We start from the raw sequence: 19,812 nt of genomic DNA on the forward strand, positions 1-19,812 counted from the left end.
CATCCATCATGAGTAATAAAGTTGACATTGTCAACAATAAGGCCGGCAATGCCAGTACGGCCGCCGAGGTCTTCGAGACCATCCACACGCTGATGCACCTGTTCCGTGGCCAGCAGTTCCGCGCGCTGCGCGATGGGCCCACGGCCATCACGCACATGGAGGCCAAGGCGCTGGCCTTCTTCGCCCGCCACCCGGGCGCAACGCCCAGCGAGCTGGTGGCGCGCAGTGGCCGCGACAAGGCGCAGATCGCGCGGCTCATCGCCGGGCTGAAGGAACGTGGCCTGTTGCTGGCCGAAGTCGACCCCTCGGACCGCCGCGTGCAGCGCCTGCACCTGTCACCTGAGAGCGCGAAGGCGCAGGAGGCGGTACGGGTCCAAGGCGACCGGCTCGCAAAGGCGGCAATGCGCGGGCTTAGCGCCACCGAGTGCGAACAGCTGCTGGAGCTGCTGGCGCGGGTGCGCGCCAACCTCGACGCGGACGGCTGAGCCAGGCTCAGGCGCTGCCGCGCGCCCCCCAGATGATGACGGCCATGCCGACGAAGCAGATCGCCACGCCAAGCCAGTCCGTCACCGTGGGCCTGACCTTGTCCACCACCATCAGCCAGACCATGGCGACGCCGATGTAGACGCCGCCGTAAGCTGCGTAGACCCGGCCGGCAGCCGTGGGATGCAAGGACAGCAACCAGGCGAACAACGCCAAGCTGGCCGCGCCGGGCAGCAGCAGCCACGCCGAGCCCCCCTGGCGCAACCATAGCCAGGGCAGATAGCAGCCGACGATCTCCGCCAGCGCCGTCAGCACGAAGAGGCCGAAAGTCCTGATCAGGTCCACGGCAACCTCAGGCTCGCCGCGGCCGGTTGCGCAGCGGCTTCAGCAACTCACCCAGCGCGTTGTGGTCGATCTCGTACATCAGCGCCAGCAGCCGGCCGATCTCTCCCTTGGGAAAGCCCTCTCGCGCAAACCACGCCAGGTAGTTGCCTGGCAGGTCGGCGATCAGCGCGCCCTGATGCTTGCCGAAGGGCATCTCGGTCGACACGAGTTTGAGCAGGTCTTCGGGATTCATGCGCCCTCAGAGCCATCCCAGGCGCTTGAAGCGCCAGTACAGCGCCCCGCTGACCAGTGCGATCGCGCCCAGCGCCATGGGGTAGCCGAAGGCCCACTTCAACTCCGGCATCTTCTCGAAGTTCATGCCCCAGATGCCGGCCAGTGCCGTAGAGGCCGCGAAGATGGCAGCCCAGGCCGCCAGTCGCTTGGTGACCAGGGATTCATCGATGGTCACCAGCGTCAGGTTCACCTGAGTGGCAGCGATGATGGTTTCGCGCGCAGCGTCGATGCTGGCCTGGATGCGCAGCAGGTGGTCGTAGACATCGCGGAAGTAGTCCTGCATGGCCTTGCAGACCACCGGCACGCGCCCGCCGTGCAGCTTGGCCGACACCTCCAGCAGCGGCGTGACCGCATGGCGCAGGACGGCCAGGCGCTGCTTCAGGCTGAACAGCTGCTGCACCACGGCTTGGCGGTCCTGCCTGGGCTGGAACATCGTCGCCTCGAGCGCCTCCAGTTCGGCCTCGACGGCATCCATGTGCGGGAAGTAGCGGTCCACAACCGCGTCCATCAGCGCATAGAAGACAAAGCCCGGGCCCTGGCGCAGCAGGTCGGGTTCGCGCTCGGCGCGGCCGCGCACGCCCAGGAAGCCCTGCACGCTGCGATGGCGGACCGACACGATGAAGCGCGGGCCGACGAAGACATGCACTTCACCCACGTCCAGTCCGTCCGGGCCGGCCTCCAGCAGGTGCATGGCGGCGAACAGCATGTCGCCGTACTCCTCGAGCTTGGGACGCTGGTGCCCCTTGCGGGCATCCTCGACGGCCAGTGGCGGCAGGTCCAGCTCGCGCTGCAACTGGTCCAGCTCCTCATCGCTGGGATCGCGCAACGCGATCCAGACGAAGCCGCTCTGCCGCTCCAGCGCCTCGGAGACACCCTCCAGGCCCGGCTCGGCCACGATGCGGCCATCCTCGTACACGGCGCTGTTGATCAGCATGGCAGCCGCGGTCTCAGGACTTGGGCAGCGCGAGCTGGGCGAGGTCGATGCCGCGTTCACGGGCGATGGCCTCCAGCACCGGCAGCAGCGGGCCCAGCTTCTCATCCAGCGCATCCCGCACCGTGTCGACGACGACCTGCGTGCTGCGCTCGATCTCGATGTGCACCGCGTCGCCCACCTGCTTGTCGCCGAAGGTGGTCATGCGCAGCGTCTCGGGGATGAGCCAGACCTCGAACCAGCCCGAACCGTCGCGCTCGCGCTGGGCCTCGGCAACGGTCAGGCTGCAGCCATTGACGCCAACGTAGCCCTTGGCAAAGACGTAGCGCATCCAAGGCGCGGGCAGCGCGAAACGGATGACGTGGTTGTTGTCGGGCTGGCGCACCTCGGCGATGCGCGCCGACACGTCCACATGCCCCGATAGCGGATGCCCACCGATCTCGACGCCCTCCCGCGCAGCCCGCTCCACGTTCAGGCCAGAACCCGGCTTCAGCCCCCCCAGCGTGGTGAGGTTCAAGGTCTGGGCCATCACGTCGAAGCTGGCAAAGCCGGGTGCCGGCCGCTCGGTGACGGTCAGGCAAACACCGTCGCAGGACACGCTGGCGCCAATGGCCAGCTCGTCGTCGAAGCCCTGCGGGAACTTCAGGTGCAACGTATGCAGGCCCTCGCGGGCCTCGATGGACTCGATGCGGGCCACGCCCTGGACGATGCCGGTGAACATCAGCGGCCTCCCTTCGAAGCGAAGGCATCAGCCGAGAAGCCCACCGTCAGGCTGCCATCGGCCCAGCGCACCACGGGGCGCTTGATGACGCTGGGCTCGGCAAGCATCAGCGCGGTGGCCGAGGCGTCGTCCACCACGGCCGCCTTGACCGCGTCGTCCAGCTTGCGCCAGGTAGTGCCGGTGCGGTTGATGAGCTTGTCGCGACCCAGGGCCTTGAGCCAGGCTGGCAGCTCAGCAACCGGGACACCCTGCTTCTTGAAATCGTGGAATGCGACCTCCAGGTCCTGGCCGGCCAGCCAGGCGCGGGCCTTCTTGACGGTGTCGCAGTTGGGGATGCCGTAGACGGTGATCATGGCCGCCACCGTACCATGAGCCCATGATCGACTGGCTGGACGAGGGTTCCCTGGAATTCCCGCCGAGCGCACGCGCGCTCGGCCCCGAGACGGACGCGCCGGGCCTGCTGGCCGCCGGCGGCGCGCTGACGCCGCAGCGGCTGGCCGCAGCCTACCGCCGCGGCATCTTCCCCTGGTACGGCCCCGGCCAGCCGCCTCTGTGGTGGGCGCCCGACCCGCGCATGGTGCTGCAGACGGCCGACTTCAAGTTGTCGCGCTCGCTGCGCAAGACCGTACAGCGCTTTGCGGCGACGCCCGGCTGCGAAATCCGCGTCGACTCCGACCGCGCTGCCGTGCTGCGCGCCTGCGCCGACGCACCACGCGACGGCCAGGCCGGCACCTGGATAGTCCCCGAACTGCAGGCTGCCTACCTGGCTTGGCCAGCAATGCACAGCGTCGAGACCTGGGTGGACGGAGAACTGGTCGGCGGCCTGTATGGCGTCAACCTCGGGCGTATGTTCTATGGCGAATCGATGTTCATGCGCCGCACAGACGCATCCAAGATCGCGCTTTGCGCGCTGGTCTGCCTGTGCCGCGGCTTCGGCATCCCCTGGATCGACTGCCAGCAGAACACCCGGCACCTGGCCTCGCTGGGCGCCGCCGAAGTGCCCAGAAGCGCATTCGAAGCCCATCTAGCCGCCCATGTGGCAGCGCCCACGCCGGGGCCGTGGACCTATCATCCGGGCCATTGGCACCGGCTGCTGACCCCAACGTGACCCATCCCAAAGAACTGCCCCTCGCGCAGATCCAGTTCTATGCCACGGCCGCCTACCCGTGCAGCTATGTCACGGGTCGCCAGGCACGTTCTCAGGTCGCCACGCCCAGCCACCTGATCCATGCCGACGCCTACTCCAACCTCGTCGCAGCGGGCTTCCGGCGCAGTGGCCTGTTCACCTACCGCCCGTACTGCGACCAGTGCCGCGCCTGCATCGCGCTGCGCGTGCCGGTGGAGCGCTTCGAGACCAGCCGCGCCCAGCGCCGTGCCTGGAAGGCCCATCGCCACCTGCAGGCCAAGGTCATGCGGCTGGGCTATTCGCCCGAGCACTACGCCCTGTACCTGCGCTACCAGGCCGGCCGACACTCGGGCGGTGGCATGGACCACGACAGCGTGGACCAGTACACCCAGTTCCTGCTTCAGTCGCGCATCAACTCCCGCCTGGTCGAGTTCCGCGAGCCCATGCCCGACGGCAGCATGCCGCTACGCATGGTGTCCATCCTGGACATCCTCAGCGACGGCCTGTCGGCGGTCTACACCTTCTATGACCCTGACGTGTTGGGCAGCCTGGGCACCTACGGCGTGCTGTGGCAGATCCAGCAGGCCAAGGAGCTGAAGCTCAGCCATCTATACCTGGGCTACTGGATCGAGGAGAGCCCCAAGATGGCCTACAAGGCCGGGTTCAGGCCGCACCAGATCCTGCAAAACGGCGTCTGGACCGACGCAGCCTGAGCGCGGCACGTTCGCCGAAGGCTGCATTCCCACGAGCGCCAGCCGATCAATCGCATTGGCATGCAGCCATCCGGACAAGCCTTGCCCAGGAGCTCGGCGAGCTGCCGTGGACACCCAATTAAACGGTCAGTTAGTATCCAGCCGGAAAGGCATCGATGGCCTTTCGAGCTTGCGGCAATCCGCTCGGGCGACCCAGGACATCTGAATCCGGGCGTCCAGCATCCCATTGCAAGACAACACCAGGGAGGTGTCCTGATGCTCAGAAGTCTGCTGGCTGCGGCCGCGATCGTGCTGCCCTTGGCCGCGTCGGCCCAGGACGCCACGCAACCAGGGCAGACCATTGCCCTCATCTCGACGCTCGGCGACCAGCTCAGCATCGTCAAGCAGCGAGGCAAGCGCGCCAGCAACGTGGACGACTTCTCGCGCCGCACGCTGCAGGTGGACCCGCAGCTGCTGAACATGGCCGTGCTGCGCGGCCTGGACACCGCGCTGGCGGCGGAGGAGCCTTCCTCGCGGCGCATCATGCTGCGCTGGAGCGCCAACCCCGGGCTCCAGGAGCAGTTGAAAGATGCCTCTTTCGAAGCCCGGGATGTGCTGATACTCGATGCCCTGCGCGAGCGTCTGGCCCAGATACCACAGCGCGCCGAGTGGGATCGCATCGAGGCCATCCTGCCGCGCTATGCCTGGGAGACACGCGAGGGCATGCCCAACCGGCTCGGTGGCATCGGTATCTACGTCAAGCCCACCGGCAATCAGTGGGAACTGCTCGACGAGGACGGCATCGATCGCAAGCAGGAGTATGCGGACCCGGACCAGACCACCATCAATCCACGCACTGGCGAGCAGCAAAAGGACAAGGCCTACGTGGCGCCATTCATCTCATTCGAGCGCGTGACGCTGGACGCCAAGACCTTGGCCATCGTCGCCCGCAAGCCGCAGTTCACGCACACCAAGTTCAGCGACCCAAAGTCCAACTCCATCGATGTGGTCGAGCAGGTCTCGCCTGCCGAGATCGTCACGCAACTCAATGCACTCGTTGAGCAGGCAGCCTACCGTTCGGTGCGCGGCTCGGTGGAGGTCGGCCCGGTGAAGAAGGTATCGAGGTGAGCGAGCCGGGCACGGCGGTCGATCGTGCATCCCGAGGATTTCAGGCCTGCCCTTGACACTCCGTCGGGACGGTCCACAAAGACGGCGAGTGGGAGCGTCCCGTCTTCTTTCGCGGGTCGCTACCGCCGCATGCATGGCGCCTTAAACCAGCACCTCGACGCAGGCCGGGTGCCCCAGGAAGCCCTCGGGGCTGGCGCTGCGGCCGTATGCACCGCTCTGGTAGACCACTGCCAGGTCTCCCACCTCGCCTCGGGCCATGTCCATGCGGTCGGCCAGCAGGTCCAGCGGCGTGCATAGCGGGCCGACGACGCTGGCAGGTTCGGTCGCCGCCTCGCGGCGGCCTTGCGGCTCGACCGAGGCGGGATAGTTCTTGCGCAGCACCTGGCCGAAGTTGCCGGAGGCTGACAGATGGTGGTGCAGGCCCCCGTCCGCCACCAGGAAGACCTGGCCGCGCGAAAGCTTGCGGTCGACGATGCGACTGACGTAGATGCCGGCCTCACCGACGAAGTAGCGGCCCAGCTCGATGACCAGCTTGGCAGCCGGGAGATCGGTCTTGGCGCGGGCCTGCAGCGCCGCAAGGTTGTCGGCGATGGGCGCCAGCTCCAGCCTCGTCTCGCCAGGGAAATAGGGAATGCCGAAACCACCGCCCAGGTTCAGGAACTTGACCGGCGCTGGCGCCGATTCGGCCAGGCGCAGCGCCAGCTCGTAGCTCTTGAGCTGGGCCTCGCAGATGGCCTCGGCCTTGAGGTTCTGCGAGCCTGCAAACAGGTGAAAGCCCTCGAAGGCGAGGCCATCTCCGGCCAGCCGCCCCACTTCGGCCAGCACCTCGGGCAGCACTTCGGCGTCGATACCGAACTGCTTGGGGCCGCCGCTCATGCGCATGCCCGAGCCCTTGAGCTCGAAGTCAGGGTTCACGCGCAGCGCGACGCGGGCCGGCAAGCCCAGGCGCTGCGATGCCCGCGCCAACGGCGCCAGCTCGCGCACCGATTCGACGTTGACAAGCACACCTGCCGCGACGGCCTGGCCCAGCTCGATGTCGCGCTTGCCCGGTCCGGCGAAGCTGATCTCGTGTGGGTCCGCGCCTGCATTCAGCGCTACCTGCAGCTCGCCGGCCGACGCCACATCGATGCCGTCCACCAGTCCGGCCATCAATTGCACCAGCGCAGGCATGGGGTTGGCCTTCATCGCGTAGTGCAGCTCGACACCCTGCGGCAACGCCGTGCGCAGCTCCGCGACACGCGTCTTCAGCAGCACGCGGTCGTAGGCATAGAACGGCGTCTGGCCCACTCGCTCGGCCAGCACCGACAGCCGCTGGCCGCCGACCAGCAGCTCGCCGTGCGCATCGCGGGGAAACAGGACGGGCGCGTGCTCCAGCGCACGCTTGACGGTGGGGGTATCGCTCATGCGGCGCTCATGCGGCGTTGTGCTCGACCCATTCGGTCGAGAGGGTCTTGCGGTCTATCTTGCCGTTGGGGTTGCGCGGCAGCGCGCCGCTGCGCGGGGCGATGCCGTGCGGCACCATGTAGGCCGGCATGCGTGCCTTGCAAGCGGCGGTCAGCGCCGCCAGGTCCAGCTCGGCGACACCTTCTGGCGGCGTGGCGATGACCTGGATGGCCTGGCCCAGCGTGTCATGGTCGACGCCGAAGGCCACGCATTCACCCACCAGGCCGGTGGCGTACAACACTTCCTCCACCTCGGTAGGGCTGACCCGGTAGCCCGAGGTCTTCATCATCTCGTCGCGGCGGCCGACGAAGTAGAGGAAGCCCTCCGCATCACGCCTCACCGTGTCGCCAGAGAACACGGCGAACTCAGGTAGCTGCAGGCCGCCTTCGCGCCCCCCCACGCCCATCGGCAATGGCTTGTAGCGCTCGGCCGTCTTCTCGGCATCGTTCCAGTAGCCAAGGCCGACCAGGGCACCGCGGTGCACCAGCTCGCCAGGCTCGTCCGGCGCGCATTCGCTGCCGTCCTCGCGCAGCACCAGGATCTCGGCATTGGGGATGGCCTTGCCGATGGAATCCGGTCGACGGTCCACCTCGGCGGGCGGCAGATAGGTGGAGCGGAAGGCCTCCGTCAGGCCGTACATCAGGAATGGTTTGGCCGACGGCACCTTGGCTCGCAGCAGGTCCAGCGTCGCGCGCGGCATGCGGCCACCGGTATTGGCGAAGTAGCGCAGATGCTGGTCGATGGCCGCAGGCCATTCGAGCTGGGTCAACTGGATGTAGAGCGGCGGCACGGCCGTCAGGCCCGTGACCTTCTCGCGCTCCATGGCCTTGAGCACGTCCTTTGGCAGCAGGTAGTTCAGCAGCACGACGCGCGCGCCGCTATGGAAGGCGGTGGTGAGCTGGCTGAAGCCGGCGTCGAAGGACAGCGGCAGTGCGGCCAGCAGCGTGTCGCTGGCACGGTTGTCCAGGTAGGTGGCCACGCTCTTGCCGCCGGCCACCATGTTGCGGTGGGACAGCACCACTCCCTTGGGCCGGCCGGTGGAGCCCGAGGTGTACAGGATGGCCGTCATGTCCGTGTCGATGACGCGGTGGCCGGCACGGGCAGGACTGGCCAGCAGCGCGGCCCAGTCGTGCACCGGCACCGGCGCCGAGCCTGTGCCGTGGGTCAACACCACGTGCCGCAGCGATGGGCACCGCGTGAGCACTTCACCTAGCTGGGCCAGGCGCTCGGGCGAGGTGACCAGCACCCGCACGTCGCAGTCGCGCAGGATGAAGCCGACCTGATCGGGCTTGAGCAGCGGGTTCAGCGGCACGAACACGCCGCCCGCGGCAGGCGCGCCGAAGCTGGCAACGACGGTCTCGAAGCGTTTCTCCAGATAGATCGCGACCCGCTCGCCACGGGCCAGGCCGAGATCCATCAGGCCACTGGCCAAGCCCCGTACGGCGGCGTCCAGCTCTCCATAACTGAGCGTTGCCGCGCCGTAGGTCAGGGCCGGGGCGTCCGGCGTGCGCTCGGCGGCAACAGCCACCAGCTCGTTCAGCAGGATTGATTCGGGCATGAAGCTCTGGGGTTGAGGACGGGCACGAAGAGTGAAAAAAGTATCTCATGCGCCCCCGAGGCCAAGGGGTGCGCTCCCCGGAGGCGAGGGGGCGGCCCGCTAAACTGCGCCGCTGCATTTTCGGACGCTAGACCCCATGGACAACGCCCAGGTCCTCAGCCATGTGCTGAGGCTTCTCGACGACGTGCTGAGCCTGAATGGCCGCGCCCAGACGTTCACGCGCGACACCGCCCTGCTGGGCGCCCTGCCCGAGCTGGACTCGATGGCCGTCGTCAGCCTCATCACCGCGCTGGAAGAACAGCTCGGCCTGGTCGTCGATGACGACGACATCGACGGCGACACCTTCGCCACCGTCGGTTCGCTGGCGGACTTCGTGGCCGCCCACCTGGGTTGATCCCTCGCCCCGACGTCTTCTTCCTGCCCGCCGCCGGCGGCGAGCAGCGCCTTTGCGTGTTCCATGCGCCGTCTTCGGCGTTTGAGGGCACCCCGCGCGGCAAGCTGCTCTACCTGCACCCGTTCGCGGAGGAGATGAACAAGTCGCGCCGCATGGCCGCCCTGGCCTGCCGTGCCCTCGTCGAAGCCGGCTACGCGGTGCTGCAGATCGACCTGCGCGGCTGCGGCGACTCCTCCGCCGACTTCGGCGAGGCCAGCTGGGATGACTGGCTGGCCGACGTGCGCCTGGGGCTGGACTGGCTGGACACCCAGGTACCCGACGCCCCGCTGTGGCTGTGGGGCCTGCGAGCGGGCTGCCTGCTGGCCACCGAAACGCTTAAAACTCTGAACAGGCCGGCCCACCTGCTGCTGGTGCAGCCGCCAGCCTCCGGCAAGCCGTTGCTGCAGCAGTTCCTGCGGCTCAAGCTGGCCGCTGATCTGGCCGAGGGCGGTGGCGGCAAGGGGCTGATGGCCGAGATGCGCGCCGCCTTGAGCCGCGGCGAAGCCGTCGAGGCCGCCGGCTACATGCTGAGCTCCGCGTTGGCGCTCGGCCTGGAAGGCGCGACGTTGACCCCGCCGTCCAGCCCTCAACCAGACAGCCGGGTCATCTGGCTGGAGCTGAGCTCACGCCCGGACGCCGAATGGACGCCTGTGGCCCAGCAGGCGCAAAAGCGCTGGAGCGACGCCGGCCTGCCTCCCACGGCCGAGTTGCTGCACGGCCCGGCTTTCTGGCAGACCACCGAGGTCGAGGAGGCGCCGGCGCTGATCGAGGCGCTGCAGCGGCTGTTCGGCACCGCAGATGCCCATCGGGAAGCATCCTGACATGACGCCCATCCGTGAAGACGCCCTGCTGTTCGACTGCGAGGGCCAGGCCCTGCCCGGCATCCTCAGCGGCCCCGGCGTCGGCCAGGCCGCCAGCGGCATCGGCGTGATCGTCGTCGTCGGCGGCCCCCAGTACCGCGCAGGCAGCCATCGGCAGTTCGTGCTGCTTGCGCGGGCGCTGGCGGCAAGCGGCCACCACTGCCTGCGCTTCGACTACCGCGGCATGGGTGACGGCCAGGGCCCGGTTCGCGATTTCGAATCAACCCGCGAGGACATCGGCGCCGCCATCGCGGCGCTGCGCCGCCAGGTGCCGGAGCTGCGCCGGGTCGTACTCTGGGGCCTGTGCGATGGCGCCTCCGCCAGCCTGCTGCATCTGTTGCAAGGCCAGACCGGCGTCGACGGCCTGTGCCTGCTCAACCCCTGGGTCCGCTCGGACGACAGCCTGGCCAAGACCCAGGTCAAGCATTACTACACGCAGCGTCTGAGGCAGAAGGAGTTCTGGCTGAAGCTGCTGCGCGGTGGCACCGGGCTGGCAGCGCTGCGTGAATTCCTCGCCAAGCTGCGCACCGCGGCGACCCGCCCGACCAAGGCCACCGCCGGCTCGGCTGCCTACCAGGATCGCATGGCCGCTGCCTGGCGCGCCTTTCCCGGCCCCATCCTGTTGCTGCTCAGCGGCGATGACTACGTGGCCAAGGAATTTCAGGATCACGTAGCGGCCCATGCTGCCTGGGCCGGCCTGCTCGACCGGCCGGGCCTGACCCGACACGACCTGCCCGGCGTCGACCACACCTTCTCGTCAGCCGATTGGCGCGCCAAGGCCGAAACGCTGTGCCTCGCCTGGCTGGACCGCGCATTCGCGCAGCCGAACCCGAGCGAAGCACGATGAGCGGCACCACCCATTGCCAATGGACGCTGCACCCGCTGCAGCGTGGCCTGGGCGAGCATGCCGCGGCATGGGACACCCTGCGGCGCCGGCTGTTCGCGGCCAACGCGATGCTGGACAGCCAGTTCGTCGACGGACTGCTCGCGAACTTCGGCGAGGGCAACGAAGTGTTGGCCATGCTGCACCAGGACGGCCAGACCGAGGGCATGTGCCTGCTGCAGCGCAAGTCGCCGCTCGTGTGGTGCAGCTTCCAGCCCTCGCAGGCCCAGATTGGCCTGACCTTGCTGAAGGATGCGGCATCGCTGCCGGCGTTGATCCGCGCGCTGCCTGGCTGGGCGATGGAGCTGGACCTGCTCTGCAACGACCCGGATTTCGGCGACCTGGCCACGTCCACCTTCGCCGACACCCACACGATCGACCACTGCCTGACGATGCACGTCGAGCTGGTCGGGAGCTTCCAGGACTACTGGCGTGCCCGCCCGAAGAAACTGGCGCAGAACCTCGACCGCTACCGCCGTCGCGCCGAGGCCGAAGGCGTGCAGCAGCACCTGCGCATCGTCACCGACGCAGCGGACATGGAGGCCGTCGTCGCGCGCTATGCCCTGCTCGAAGTCGAGGGCTGGAAGGGACGGCGCGGAACGGCCGTCGGCAGCTCGCCGGACCAGTTGCGCTTCTACCAGCAGCTGATGGGCCGGCTCGCCGAGCAAGGGCTGGCCATCGCCTGGGAGCTGTGGTTCAACGATCAGCTGGTGGCCTCTCGCCTGGCGATCCGAGAAGGCAGCACGATCACGATGCTGAAGACGACCTACCTGGAGAGTGCCGCGGCCTACTCGCCGGGACGGGAGTTGCTGCGCCGGGCTGTCGAGCATTGCTTCGAGCTGGCGCCTGGCGGCCGAATCGAGTTCTACACCGACGCCACCGAGGACCAGTTGCGCTGGGCCAGCGGCCATCGCTGGATCCGCCACGTGGCCTTCTATCGCACGCCGGTGGCACGCATGGCGGCCACGGGTGCGCGCCTCGGCCGCCGCAGGCTGAAGGGTGATGACGACAGCGCCGGCAGCCAGGACTTCAAGGTCCAGGTCTATCGGCATCCGCGGGAGTTCCCCCCCCAGGTGCAGGAGTTCTTCGCCGAGTCGGAAGTGATCGACACCCAGTTCGGCGCCGACTGGTATCGCAACCTCATCGACACCGTCTTCCCCGAACACCCTGGCGTACGCTTCTATGTGCTGCTGCGTGAGGGACGTCCCCTGGCCGCGCTGCCACTGATCGCCGACCGCGGCCGGCTAGGCTGGGAGCTGCGATCGCTGAGCAACTACTACACGGCGCTCTATGCGCCGCCGCTCAGCGCCAACCCCAAGTGCCGTCACGTGGCCCGGCTGATCAAGGCCGTGCACCGGGACCATCCGGGCCTGGTGTCGATGAAACTGTATCCGCTGTCGACCGACGCGACCTCTTTCCGTACGCTGCAATGCGCGCTGAATCGGGCGAATCTCGCCTGTTTCGCCTACTTCGGCTTTGGCAACTGGCACATGCGGGTACGCCAGGACTGGGCCAGCTACCTCCAAGGGCTTGACGGCCGGCAGCGCAGCACGATCACGCGCATGGGCAAGAAGTTCGCGGCCGAGGGCGGGCGGCTGGAAATCATCTCCGGCAAGGACGACGTCGAACGCGGCATCCAGGCCTATCAGCAGGTGTACGCCGCCAGCTGGAAGCAGCCAGAGCCCTACCAGGCCTTCATCCCCGGCCTGATTCAGCTCTGCGCAGAGCGTGGATGGCTGCGCCTGGGGGTGGCCTGGCACGGCGACAAACCGGTCGCCGCGCAACTCTGGATCATCGCCAATGGCAAGGCCGACATCTACAAGCTCGCCTATGACGAAGCCTACAAGGCCTACTCGCCCGGCACGCTGCTCACGGCAATGCTGATGCAGCAGGCAATGGACGTCGATCGCGCAGGCGAAATCGACTACCTGATCGGCGATGATCCCTACAAGAAGACCTGGATGTCCTCACGCCGGGAGCGCTGGGGTCTGGTGGCTTACAACCCCTTCAGCCTGGGCGGGGCCATCGGCCTCGCTCGGGAACTCCTCGGGCGGACGATCCACCTGCTGATGCCAGCCACCGCTCCCGCCACCCCCGTCAAGAAATAGTCTTGGAAGGCACAGGGCCATGACACGAGATTCAGCACTCCAGCAGCAACCGTTTTCCCTGATGGCGCGGCTTGGCGCCGGGCTGGTGCTCGCCGCTGTGGCAAGCCTTGCTTCAGCTCAGACGCTCCCCGCTGCATGCGGCACGCTCAGGCAGTCGTGGGGACCGTTCGACTATCGACCGGAACGATATATCCCAGAGACAACATACCGCTCTCACGCAGCCCTTTTGGCGATCGTTGAACATGCGCACTTCACGCCCGAAGTCGAAAACCTGATCCGTGGCAAGACAGGCGCGCTTCCCGGTGGTGACCTCTCCTACACACTGGGCGTGTTTCCGAATCACCATCGCGCCCTGATCGCCGTCTCGACCCTTGCACTCAAGCTGAAGTCGCCTCAACCGCCAGAGACACGCTTCTCCGTCGATTGTTATTTCCGTCGCGCGATGGCATTCCGGCCGGACGACCCCATGGTCCGGATGGTCTACGCCAACTACCTGATCCAGCTTGGCGAAAAGGCTGACGCCGAGCAGCAGATCGATGCGGTGGCCGCGACGAATCCCGACGGTCCCCTGACGCTGAGGAACATCGCGCTGCTGTACTTCGACGCGAAGAACTACGACAAGTCGCTGCAGTTCGTGCACAAGGCTGCCGCGACCGGACTGAACGTCGACATCATCAAGTCCAAGCTGCAGCAGGCCGGGCAGTGGAAGGATGCACCGCCAACGGCCGCCGACAAGCCGGCGAGCACCCCTGGTGCTGAGCCGAGCGCGGAACCGCAGCGCCGCGACTGAGGCCAGGATGAACAAACTCAACTTGACCGTCCTATATGGCGGCAACTCCGGCGAGCACGAGGTCTCCCGCCGCTCTGCCGCCTCCGTGCTGCGCCACCTTGACCGGGATCGTTATGCCGTGACCGCCATCGGCATCGACCGCAGCGGCGGCTGGCATCTCCAGCACGAGCCGGTCTTCGAGACACTGGCCAACGGTGATCTGGCGCTGGTCATCGCGCCGTCGGAGCATCCTGTAGCGCTGGTTCCAGCTGCAGGCCTCTGGCACGGCGGTGTCCGCCTGGCCGTCGATTGCGTCTTCCCGGTGCTCCATGGCACCCATTGCGAGGACGGTCAGTTGCAGGGTGCGCTCGACACCGCAGGACTGCCCTATGTCGGCGCCGGCGTGTTGGGCAGCAGCGCGGCCATGGACAAGGCCATCACGAAATCCCTGTGGCGGGATGCCGGCCTGCCCGTCGTCGACTTCCGCGTGGTCGATGCCCACACCAGCCCGGATGTCCTGGCCGAAGCCCTGAAGGCGTTTGGCTGGCCGTTGTTCGTCAAGCCCTGCAGTGCTGGTTCGTCGCTGGGTGCGTCACGGGCCGGCACGCCCCAGGAACTCCAGACTGCGCTGGCGGAAGCACTGCGGCACGACAGGCGAGCCCTGATCGAGCCGTGCCTCGACGTACGCGAACTCGAATGCTCGGTGCTGGGCAACGGTGAGATCACGGTGTTCCCGCCTGGTGAGATCGTGCCCAATGCGTCCCACTCGTTCTACGACTACGAGGCGAAGTACGCCGACCCCGATGGCGCCAGTCTGCATGCCGTGGCCCAGGTCGATGCCACTTTGCGGCAGTCGATCATGGACATCGCGCGCGCGGCCTATGCCGCAGTGCGCTGCGAAGGCCTGGGACGGGTCGATTTCTTCCTCGACAAGAAGACCGGCCAACTGTTCCTGAATGAAATCAACACCTTGCCGGGCTTTACAAGTATCAGCATGTATCCGCGCATGTGCCAGGCCGGCGGGCTTGGGTATGCTGAGCTTCTGGACCGCCTGGTAGCGCTGGCCATGGAGCGCGGTCCCGCGATCAGAGCCTGACGACCGTAGCCTCGGCTTACCGGGCTTGCCTGTCATTGCCGTCGCTTACATCGGCGCCAAGGGAGACCTCTTAACCTTGACGGGTTTTGCGGTATCGAGGGCTCGGACCGCTCTCTTGATTCTTGACGCCGCTGAATGACTACTCTCGATCGCCGCCACTTCCTGCTGACCGTTGCCTCCGTTCCAGGATCGGCCCTGACCGCCTGCGGCGGCGGCAGTTCCGAGGTGCCAGGGACCATCTCCACGCCTGCCTCGCCCTCCCCTTCGGCTTCTGGCGTCGTCGATACGCCCGCGGCGCCCACCACCCCCGCCACGCCGGAGGTGCCGCAGCCCAGCAACACGACCGGACAGCTGAACCTGGCAGGGCCGGCAGGCGGCCTCGAACGCTCGCTCTCCGGTCTCTTCACGGTCACCTGCTCGGTGCCGGTAGGTAGCAAGGTGCGCATCACGCCGAGCGACGGTGCCGGCGGGCAGTTCTGGTCGTCCACCAGCCAGCCGGGCGACTACGGCTCGGTCTACCTCACCGCCGCAACGCCCACCGCAACCTTCCTCTATGCCCCGTCGTCTGCGGGAGCCAAGTCGATCACGCTGACAAACAATGGCGGGCTGGCGAATCCGACGGCATATGCCTACGAAGCGACCGCAGCCACGCCTGGTTCGGCCACACCGTTCAGACTCGTCCGTGGCGGCGTCACGGTTGGCCGCTATGCAACGCTCCAGCAGGTCAAGGACCAGGGCGGCTGGCAATCCGGCGACGTGGTCAAGGTCACCGGCGGTACCTACGTGGTGTTCAACACCACCGACCCGGGCAACACGACACTGGTCACCAACACTGGCGGCGTGCAGACCGGCGTCCTGGTCGATACGACGATCGAGTGGGAAACGCCCGGCCAGCCCATGGTGCTGGACTACAGCCGCTACTGGCAGATCGGCATGCTCAGCGGTGGTCAGCCCCAGTTGCTGACGATGGGGCAGTCATGCCGCAATCTAACCGTCCGGGGCCTGCACTTCCGCGGTGCCCGTTCGCCCATGGGCGAAAGCCGCCTCGGGGCCGCGATCTGGACCACGGTCAGTACGGCGAACAGCACGTATCCGGCAGCAACGCTGACCGTCGAGTACTGCAAGTTCTGGCAGTGCATTGACGGCATCCACACGCAGGAGACCCACTACGGCCTGAGCAACTACATCCGCTACTGCGTTTTCGAGGACAACAGCGACCCACAAGGGCTGCGCCACGACATCTACACCGGCCGCAACGCATTGACCTACGTGCTGGGATGCAGTTTCCGCAAGACGCCCGGCCAGGGCTACCCACAAGCAGGCATGGGGCATGCCATCAAGTCACGCTGCCGCGCGACGACGGTGCTGGCCTGCATGCTCGACGTTCAGATGTTTGCAGACGGCACGGGTGGCTGCGCCCAGAACATCAACACACCCAACGGCGGCGTGGTCGTGATCGCCGGAAACGTCATCAACCACTACGGTTCGCTGAGCAACAGCAACGACGGCAACTGCCTGCGCTACGGTGACGACCAGCACACGAAGACGGTGGACACGAACCCCGACCCTTCGTTGACCGTGCATTCATTGCTGCTGGCACAGAATACGCTGCGCAAGTACAACGGTCGCCCGGCCGACGGTAGCGACAAAGCGCTGATTAGCATCTACCCGACTGGCGTCGCAACGACGCTGCTCAGCGGCGCCGGGAGCCAGATCCCGGTGACGACGGTGGTGCGAAACAACATCGTCGCCTCCGACACCCCGCGGGCGGCCAGCTTCGTGAGTCAGTACCCTGCCAATACCGAGGTCTCGGTATCGGTTTTGGCGAACAACGGCGAGTACACGGGCGCCCAGATTGCCGGCTCGCCGGCCGTCAACGACGCGCCGTTTGAATGGGCGGGTGATTTCACGCCACCCGCGCCGCGCACGGACAGCCAACGCGGCGCGCGCACGCGCTATCTGCCTGGCTGGCTGCCAACGACGGCCTGGCAATGGAAGGAAATCCCCGGTACTGTCTGGGCGGACTACATCCGGGATGACGGCAACGGTGTCGCCCCCAAGGTCACCAGCGTCGACCCTGGCCCGAGCAAGACCTACCTGGCCACCTGGGAGTACTCCGGGCCGACCTACAGCCGCAAGAACCACGAGATCTGGATGTTCGGCGGGGGACACGCCGGCAGCACCATCAACATCCTCACGCGCTGGAACCTGCACAAGGAGAAACCTGACGTCGAGATGGTCAGCGCACCCACGCCAGAATCCGTGCGCAGGGCATGGGTATTCGGTGGCAAATTGCTGACCACCGCTTACTTCCCGGCCGACGGCAAGCCCTATTCGCCACACTCGTACTGGAACAACATGTACTCGGACGCCCGGGACGAGTTCATCAGCTTTGGCATCGCAGCGATCGCGACCTCGACCGACGGGGCGAACCTAACGGCAGGAACCGCCTCCTTCCACGACATCGCCGGCCACCCGCGGTCGGGCCAGTGGCGTCCGGCCAAGTACTACGCCGACATCCCGACCTACCCGGACGGTTCATTCGAATACTACGGCCCGCGCGCGATGTCGCAGGACGGCATGGTCGTCTACTACTGGCCTCAAGGCCAGGGCATGAAGAAATACAGCTTTGCTACCAACACGCACACCCACGTCGGCGGCACCATGAGCATGCCCAGCTCACGGCTGGCGATCAGCGGTGATGGCAAGCTTACCTTGCACGTCGGGCAAGACAGCAGCGCCGGCTGGGTCGTTCAGAGCTGCGACCTCGCGACCGGGCAGCGCAGCAATGTCACCGTCGGCGGCGATGCGATTCCTGCCGACTTGCAATGCTATGGCGTGGAATGGGTGGAGCCCTTGGGGGCCTACGTCACGATGTGGATTACTGCAGGCGCCTTCAACAACGATTCGATCAAGACCGACCCCAATATTGCCACGGTCGTAATCGCAACGCTCCGACTCTCCGGGCCAGCCTCGGCTACCGCGACCGTGAGGCAGACGAAGGGGCAGGCGCCGACTAAGTGCAACAGCGTGCGGGGAATGTTCTATGACCCCAACTACGGCTGCATGATCGTCGCCACATCGCCAACAAAGCCGCTGATGGCTATCAAGGTAGCCTGAGCCTCAGCGCACCGGCTCGGCTGAAGTCGTGCGGGGTTCAACCGGCCGCCGGTAGTTCGTAGCGCCCGGCGGACGCCCGGGCGTAGCGCGCATAGACAAGCGCAGCCTTCAGCGCATAGTCGTAATTGGCCAGGCCCAACCGCCAGGCCAGATGCATCAGTCTGAGCACAGGCTTGTTCAGCACCTCGGCCGGGAAGCTGCTATCCGCCAGCATTGCGCGGGTACGCTCGTCCAGGTCCTGACGCAACCGCTTCTGCTGCGCCGCGCTCGCCGGGGTATTCCACTGGTCCGGCACATCGGCCGGTACGGGCACAGGGCTTGGCACATGGCCCGGATAGGCCTGCCAGGGCACCTCCAGCACGGTTCCGTCGAACAGCCCCAACCAGCGCACGTAAAACCCGTGGTACAGGCAGGGGTCGGCCGGCAGTGCAGTGAGGTACTCCATGAGCTCACTGTCGTAGAACGGCAGCTGGAACTCGAGACGGTGCTGGTCGATGGTCTCGAAATGATTGACCAGATGGCGTCTCGGACCGTTGAGGTTCAGGAAGATGTAGAGCGCGCGCACCGGGTCGGTCTGGCGCTGGGCCTGCATCTCCTGCTTCAGCACAGCCGCGAGATGGCCGTCGAAGCGGCTAGCGACGTCGGGCTTTAGGATGCGGGTGAGCAGGCTCTTGCTCTGCTGGTTCAGGAAGGTCTGGATACCACCATCCCAGTCACCGGCGCGCAGTTGCCGGACGATCTCTGGACTGATGTAGACATGGCCGAGGCCCACGCTGCCGCCCTCCCCGGTCCAGACCACATGCGGACGATCAGCATCCCGCGCCTTGCGGGCGGTCGAGGCTGCCCACGTCTGCGCCATCACCGCCGACCAGTTCGGGCCGGGCTCGGTCGGCAGCTCGTAGTGCACCGCCCCGCATTTTTCGGCGTACTGTTTCGCGAAGACCTGGTCCTGTGTACCCGCAAGGGAGTAGTTGAAGGTGTAGGTGTGCACCTGCTCAGCGCGCAACGCGGCAACGACGACGCGCGAGTCCAGACCACCGCTGAGATAGGCGAAAGTCGTCCTATCGCCATGCAGGCGCCGGCGCATGGCGCGCTGAAAAAGGCGGTAGGCCTCGACCCGAGCCTGTTCCTCTGGTACGTCAATCGGCTGGACGGAACTCCATTCGAAGTAGCGGCTGGACGTCACGCCGTCCGGGCGGATGCTCAGCACCTCGCAAGGCAGGAGCATCTTGATACCAGCGTAAGGCGTCCCCGGACCGAAGGGATAGCCGAAGCCGGTAATCTCGGCCAGCGCCTGGACGTCGGCGGCCTTGGGCAGCACCTCCAGTGCTTCCAGGATGCGCAGCGCACTTGAAAAATAGACGAAATCGCCATGAACGGCGTAGTACAGCGTACGCAGGCCCAGACGGTCAGCGATCAGATGTCCCGTCGCACGGGCAGGATCGTAGAAGGCTGCGCAGAAGGTCCCTGCACTATGCCGTAGCGCACTGAAATCATCGCGCTCCCATTGGCCATGCAACGCCAGCAAATGCTGATCCCGCGTCTCTCCACTGGCGAGGCCATCAGCCATCAACGGCTCACCGGCCATGACTGATACCGCACCCTCGTCGCTGCGGTGATGGGCCGGTTGACCGAAGGCACCGATATCTACCTTCACCAGATAAGCACTGCCCAATGCGTACTCGATCCGCTGGTCCTCGGGCGATCGGGAAATGGTTTTTCGCAAGGCCTCGCAAGTCGAAGCGGGAATCGCGCCCCCAACACGACGACTGAAGACTCCGGCAAGAATTGTCATTCCATATCCTTGAGATGCGTTGGATTCGAAGCTGGTGCGGCCACGTTT

At 66.5% G+C, this 19,812-nt stretch carries 19 protein-coding genes; 11 read left to right on the plus strand and 8 right to left on the minus strand.

What is annotated here, in order from left to right:
* Positions 1 to 8: 8 nt before the first annotated feature.
* Entirely contained in the window at positions 9 to 485 is a 477-nt protein-coding gene (locus QM732_RS14085) for a MarR family winged helix-turn-helix transcriptional regulator (protein WP_415656755.1), read from the plus strand.
* A gap of 7 nt (positions 486 to 492) precedes the next feature.
* Here the strand turns inward: QM732_RS14085 and QM732_RS14090 are convergent, their stop codons facing one another.
* From QM732_RS14090 to QM732_RS14110, 5 genes are read right to left on the minus strand one after another with little or no spacing between them, the layout of a single operon-like run.
* Positions 493 to 828 (minus strand): YnfA family protein, encoded by a 336-nt coding sequence (locus QM732_RS14090; RefSeq protein WP_415656756.1) that lies wholly within the window; start codon positions 826 to 828, stop codon positions 493 to 495.
* Between the two features lie 7 nt (positions 829 to 835).
* Positions 836 to 1,060, minus strand: a complete 225-nt coding sequence (locus QM732_RS14095) for a DUF3820 family protein (protein ID WP_415656757.1) — start codon at positions 1,058 to 1,060, stop codon at positions 836 to 838.
* A 6-nt stretch (positions 1,061 to 1,066) separates the two neighbouring features.
* Complete coding sequence (locus tag QM732_RS14100) at positions 1,067 to 2,035, minus strand: magnesium and cobalt transport protein CorA (RefSeq protein ID WP_415656758.1); 969 nt, start codon at positions 2,033 to 2,035, stop codon at positions 1,067 to 1,069.
* Between the two features lie 13 nt (positions 2,036 to 2,048).
* Positions 2,049 to 2,753, minus strand: coding sequence for a riboflavin synthase subunit alpha (locus QM732_RS14105; protein ID WP_415656759.1), 705 nt, complete (start codon positions 2,751 to 2,753; stop codon positions 2,049 to 2,051).
* Positions 2,753 to 3,106 carry an arsenate reductase gene (locus tag QM732_RS14110; protein WP_415656760.1) on the minus strand — a complete coding sequence of 118 codons (354 nt, stop codon included), beginning with the start codon at positions 3,104 to 3,106 and terminating at the stop codon, positions 2,753 to 2,755. The genes QM732_RS14105 and QM732_RS14110 overlap by 1 nt, the downstream gene beginning before the upstream one ends.
* A gap of 23 nt (positions 3,107 to 3,129) precedes the next feature.
* Here QM732_RS14110 and QM732_RS14115 point away from each other — a divergent pair, with 23 nt between their 5' ends.
* The 3 genes from QM732_RS14115 to QM732_RS14125 all read left to right on the plus strand — a co-directional run bounded on the left by QM732_RS14115 (position 3,130) and on the right by QM732_RS14125 (position 5,699).
* Positions 3,130 to 3,861, plus strand: coding sequence for a leucyl/phenylalanyl-tRNA--protein transferase (locus QM732_RS14115; protein ID WP_415656761.1), 732 nt, complete (start codon positions 3,130 to 3,132; stop codon positions 3,859 to 3,861).
* Positions 3,858 to 4,592, plus strand: a complete 735-nt coding sequence (locus tag QM732_RS14120; RefSeq protein WP_415656762.1) for an arginyltransferase — start codon at positions 3,858 to 3,860, stop codon at positions 4,590 to 4,592. The genes QM732_RS14115 and QM732_RS14120 overlap by 4 nt, the downstream gene beginning before the upstream one ends.
* A 255-nt stretch (positions 4,593 to 4,847) precedes the next feature.
* Positions 4,848 to 5,699, plus strand: coding sequence for a hypothetical protein (locus QM732_RS14125; protein ID WP_415656763.1), 852 nt, complete (start codon positions 4,848 to 4,850; stop codon positions 5,697 to 5,699).
* A 141-nt stretch (positions 5,700 to 5,840) separates the two neighbouring features.
* On the opposite strand, the gene QM732_RS14130 is transcribed toward QM732_RS14125, so the two are convergent.
* Together QM732_RS14130 and QM732_RS14135 are read right to left on the minus strand one after the other, a co-directional pair.
* Positions 5,841 to 7,103, minus strand: coding sequence for a pyridoxal-dependent decarboxylase, exosortase A system-associated (locus QM732_RS14130; protein WP_415656764.1), 1,263 nt, complete (start codon positions 7,101 to 7,103; stop codon positions 5,841 to 5,843).
* A gap of 7 nt (positions 7,104 to 7,110) precedes the next feature.
* Complete coding sequence (locus QM732_RS14135; protein ID WP_415656765.1) at positions 7,111 to 8,700, minus strand: acyl-CoA ligase (AMP-forming), exosortase A system-associated; 1,590 nt, start codon at positions 8,698 to 8,700, stop codon at positions 7,111 to 7,113.
* Positions 8,701 to 8,836: 136 nt separating this feature from the next.
* Here QM732_RS14135 and QM732_RS14140 point away from each other — a divergent pair, with 136 nt between their 5' ends.
* The 7 genes from QM732_RS14140 (at position 8,837) to QM732_RS14170 (ending at position 17,969) form a co-directional block, all read left to right on the plus strand.
* Positions 8,837 to 9,094 (plus strand): acyl carrier protein, encoded by a 258-nt coding sequence (locus QM732_RS14140; protein WP_415656766.1) that lies wholly within the window; start codon positions 8,837 to 8,839, stop codon positions 9,092 to 9,094.
* Positions 9,091 to 9,954 carry a hydrolase 2, exosortase A system-associated gene (locus tag QM732_RS14145; protein ID WP_415656767.1) on the plus strand — a complete coding sequence of 288 codons (864 nt, stop codon included), beginning with the start codon at positions 9,091 to 9,093 and terminating at the stop codon, positions 9,952 to 9,954. Before QM732_RS14140 ends, QM732_RS14145 begins: the two co-directional genes overlap by 4 nt.
* Position 9,955: 1 nt before the next feature.
* Positions 9,956 to 10,840 (plus strand): hydrolase 1, exosortase A system-associated, encoded by an 885-nt coding sequence (locus QM732_RS14150; RefSeq protein WP_415656768.1) that lies wholly within the window; start codon positions 9,956 to 9,958, stop codon positions 10,838 to 10,840.
* Positions 10,837 to 12,984, plus strand: coding sequence for a GNAT family N-acetyltransferase (locus QM732_RS14155; protein ID WP_415656769.1), 2,148 nt, complete (start codon positions 10,837 to 10,839; stop codon positions 12,982 to 12,984). The genes QM732_RS14150 and QM732_RS14155 overlap by 4 nt, the downstream gene beginning before the upstream one ends.
* A gap of 19 nt (positions 12,985 to 13,003) precedes the next feature.
* Positions 13,004 to 13,774 carry a tetratricopeptide repeat protein gene (locus tag QM732_RS14160; protein WP_415656770.1) on the plus strand — a complete coding sequence of 257 codons (771 nt, stop codon included), beginning with the start codon at positions 13,004 to 13,006 and terminating at the stop codon, positions 13,772 to 13,774.
* A 7-nt stretch (positions 13,775 to 13,781) separates the two neighbouring features.
* Positions 13,782 to 14,849 (plus strand): D-alanine--D-alanine ligase family protein, encoded by a 1,068-nt coding sequence (locus tag QM732_RS14165; RefSeq protein ID WP_415656771.1) that lies wholly within the window; start codon positions 13,782 to 13,784, stop codon positions 14,847 to 14,849.
* A 321-nt stretch (positions 14,850 to 15,170) separates the two neighbouring features.
* Positions 15,171 to 17,969, plus strand: coding sequence for a hypothetical protein (locus tag QM732_RS14170; protein ID WP_415656772.1), 2,799 nt, complete (start codon positions 15,171 to 15,173; stop codon positions 17,967 to 17,969).
* Between the two features lie 37 nt (positions 17,970 to 18,006).
* On the opposite strand, the gene QM732_RS14175 is transcribed toward QM732_RS14170, so the two are convergent.
* Positions 18,007 to 19,764, minus strand: coding sequence for an asparagine synthase-related protein (locus tag QM732_RS14175; RefSeq protein WP_415656773.1), 1,758 nt, complete (start codon positions 19,762 to 19,764; stop codon positions 18,007 to 18,009).
* Between the last annotated feature and the right edge of the window lie 48 nt (positions 19,765 to 19,812).

Origin of the sequence: Roseateles sp., assembly GCF_047654805.1 — a bacterium.
Taxonomy (GTDB): Bacteria; Pseudomonadota; Gammaproteobacteria; order Burkholderiales; family Burkholderiaceae_C; genus Pelomonas.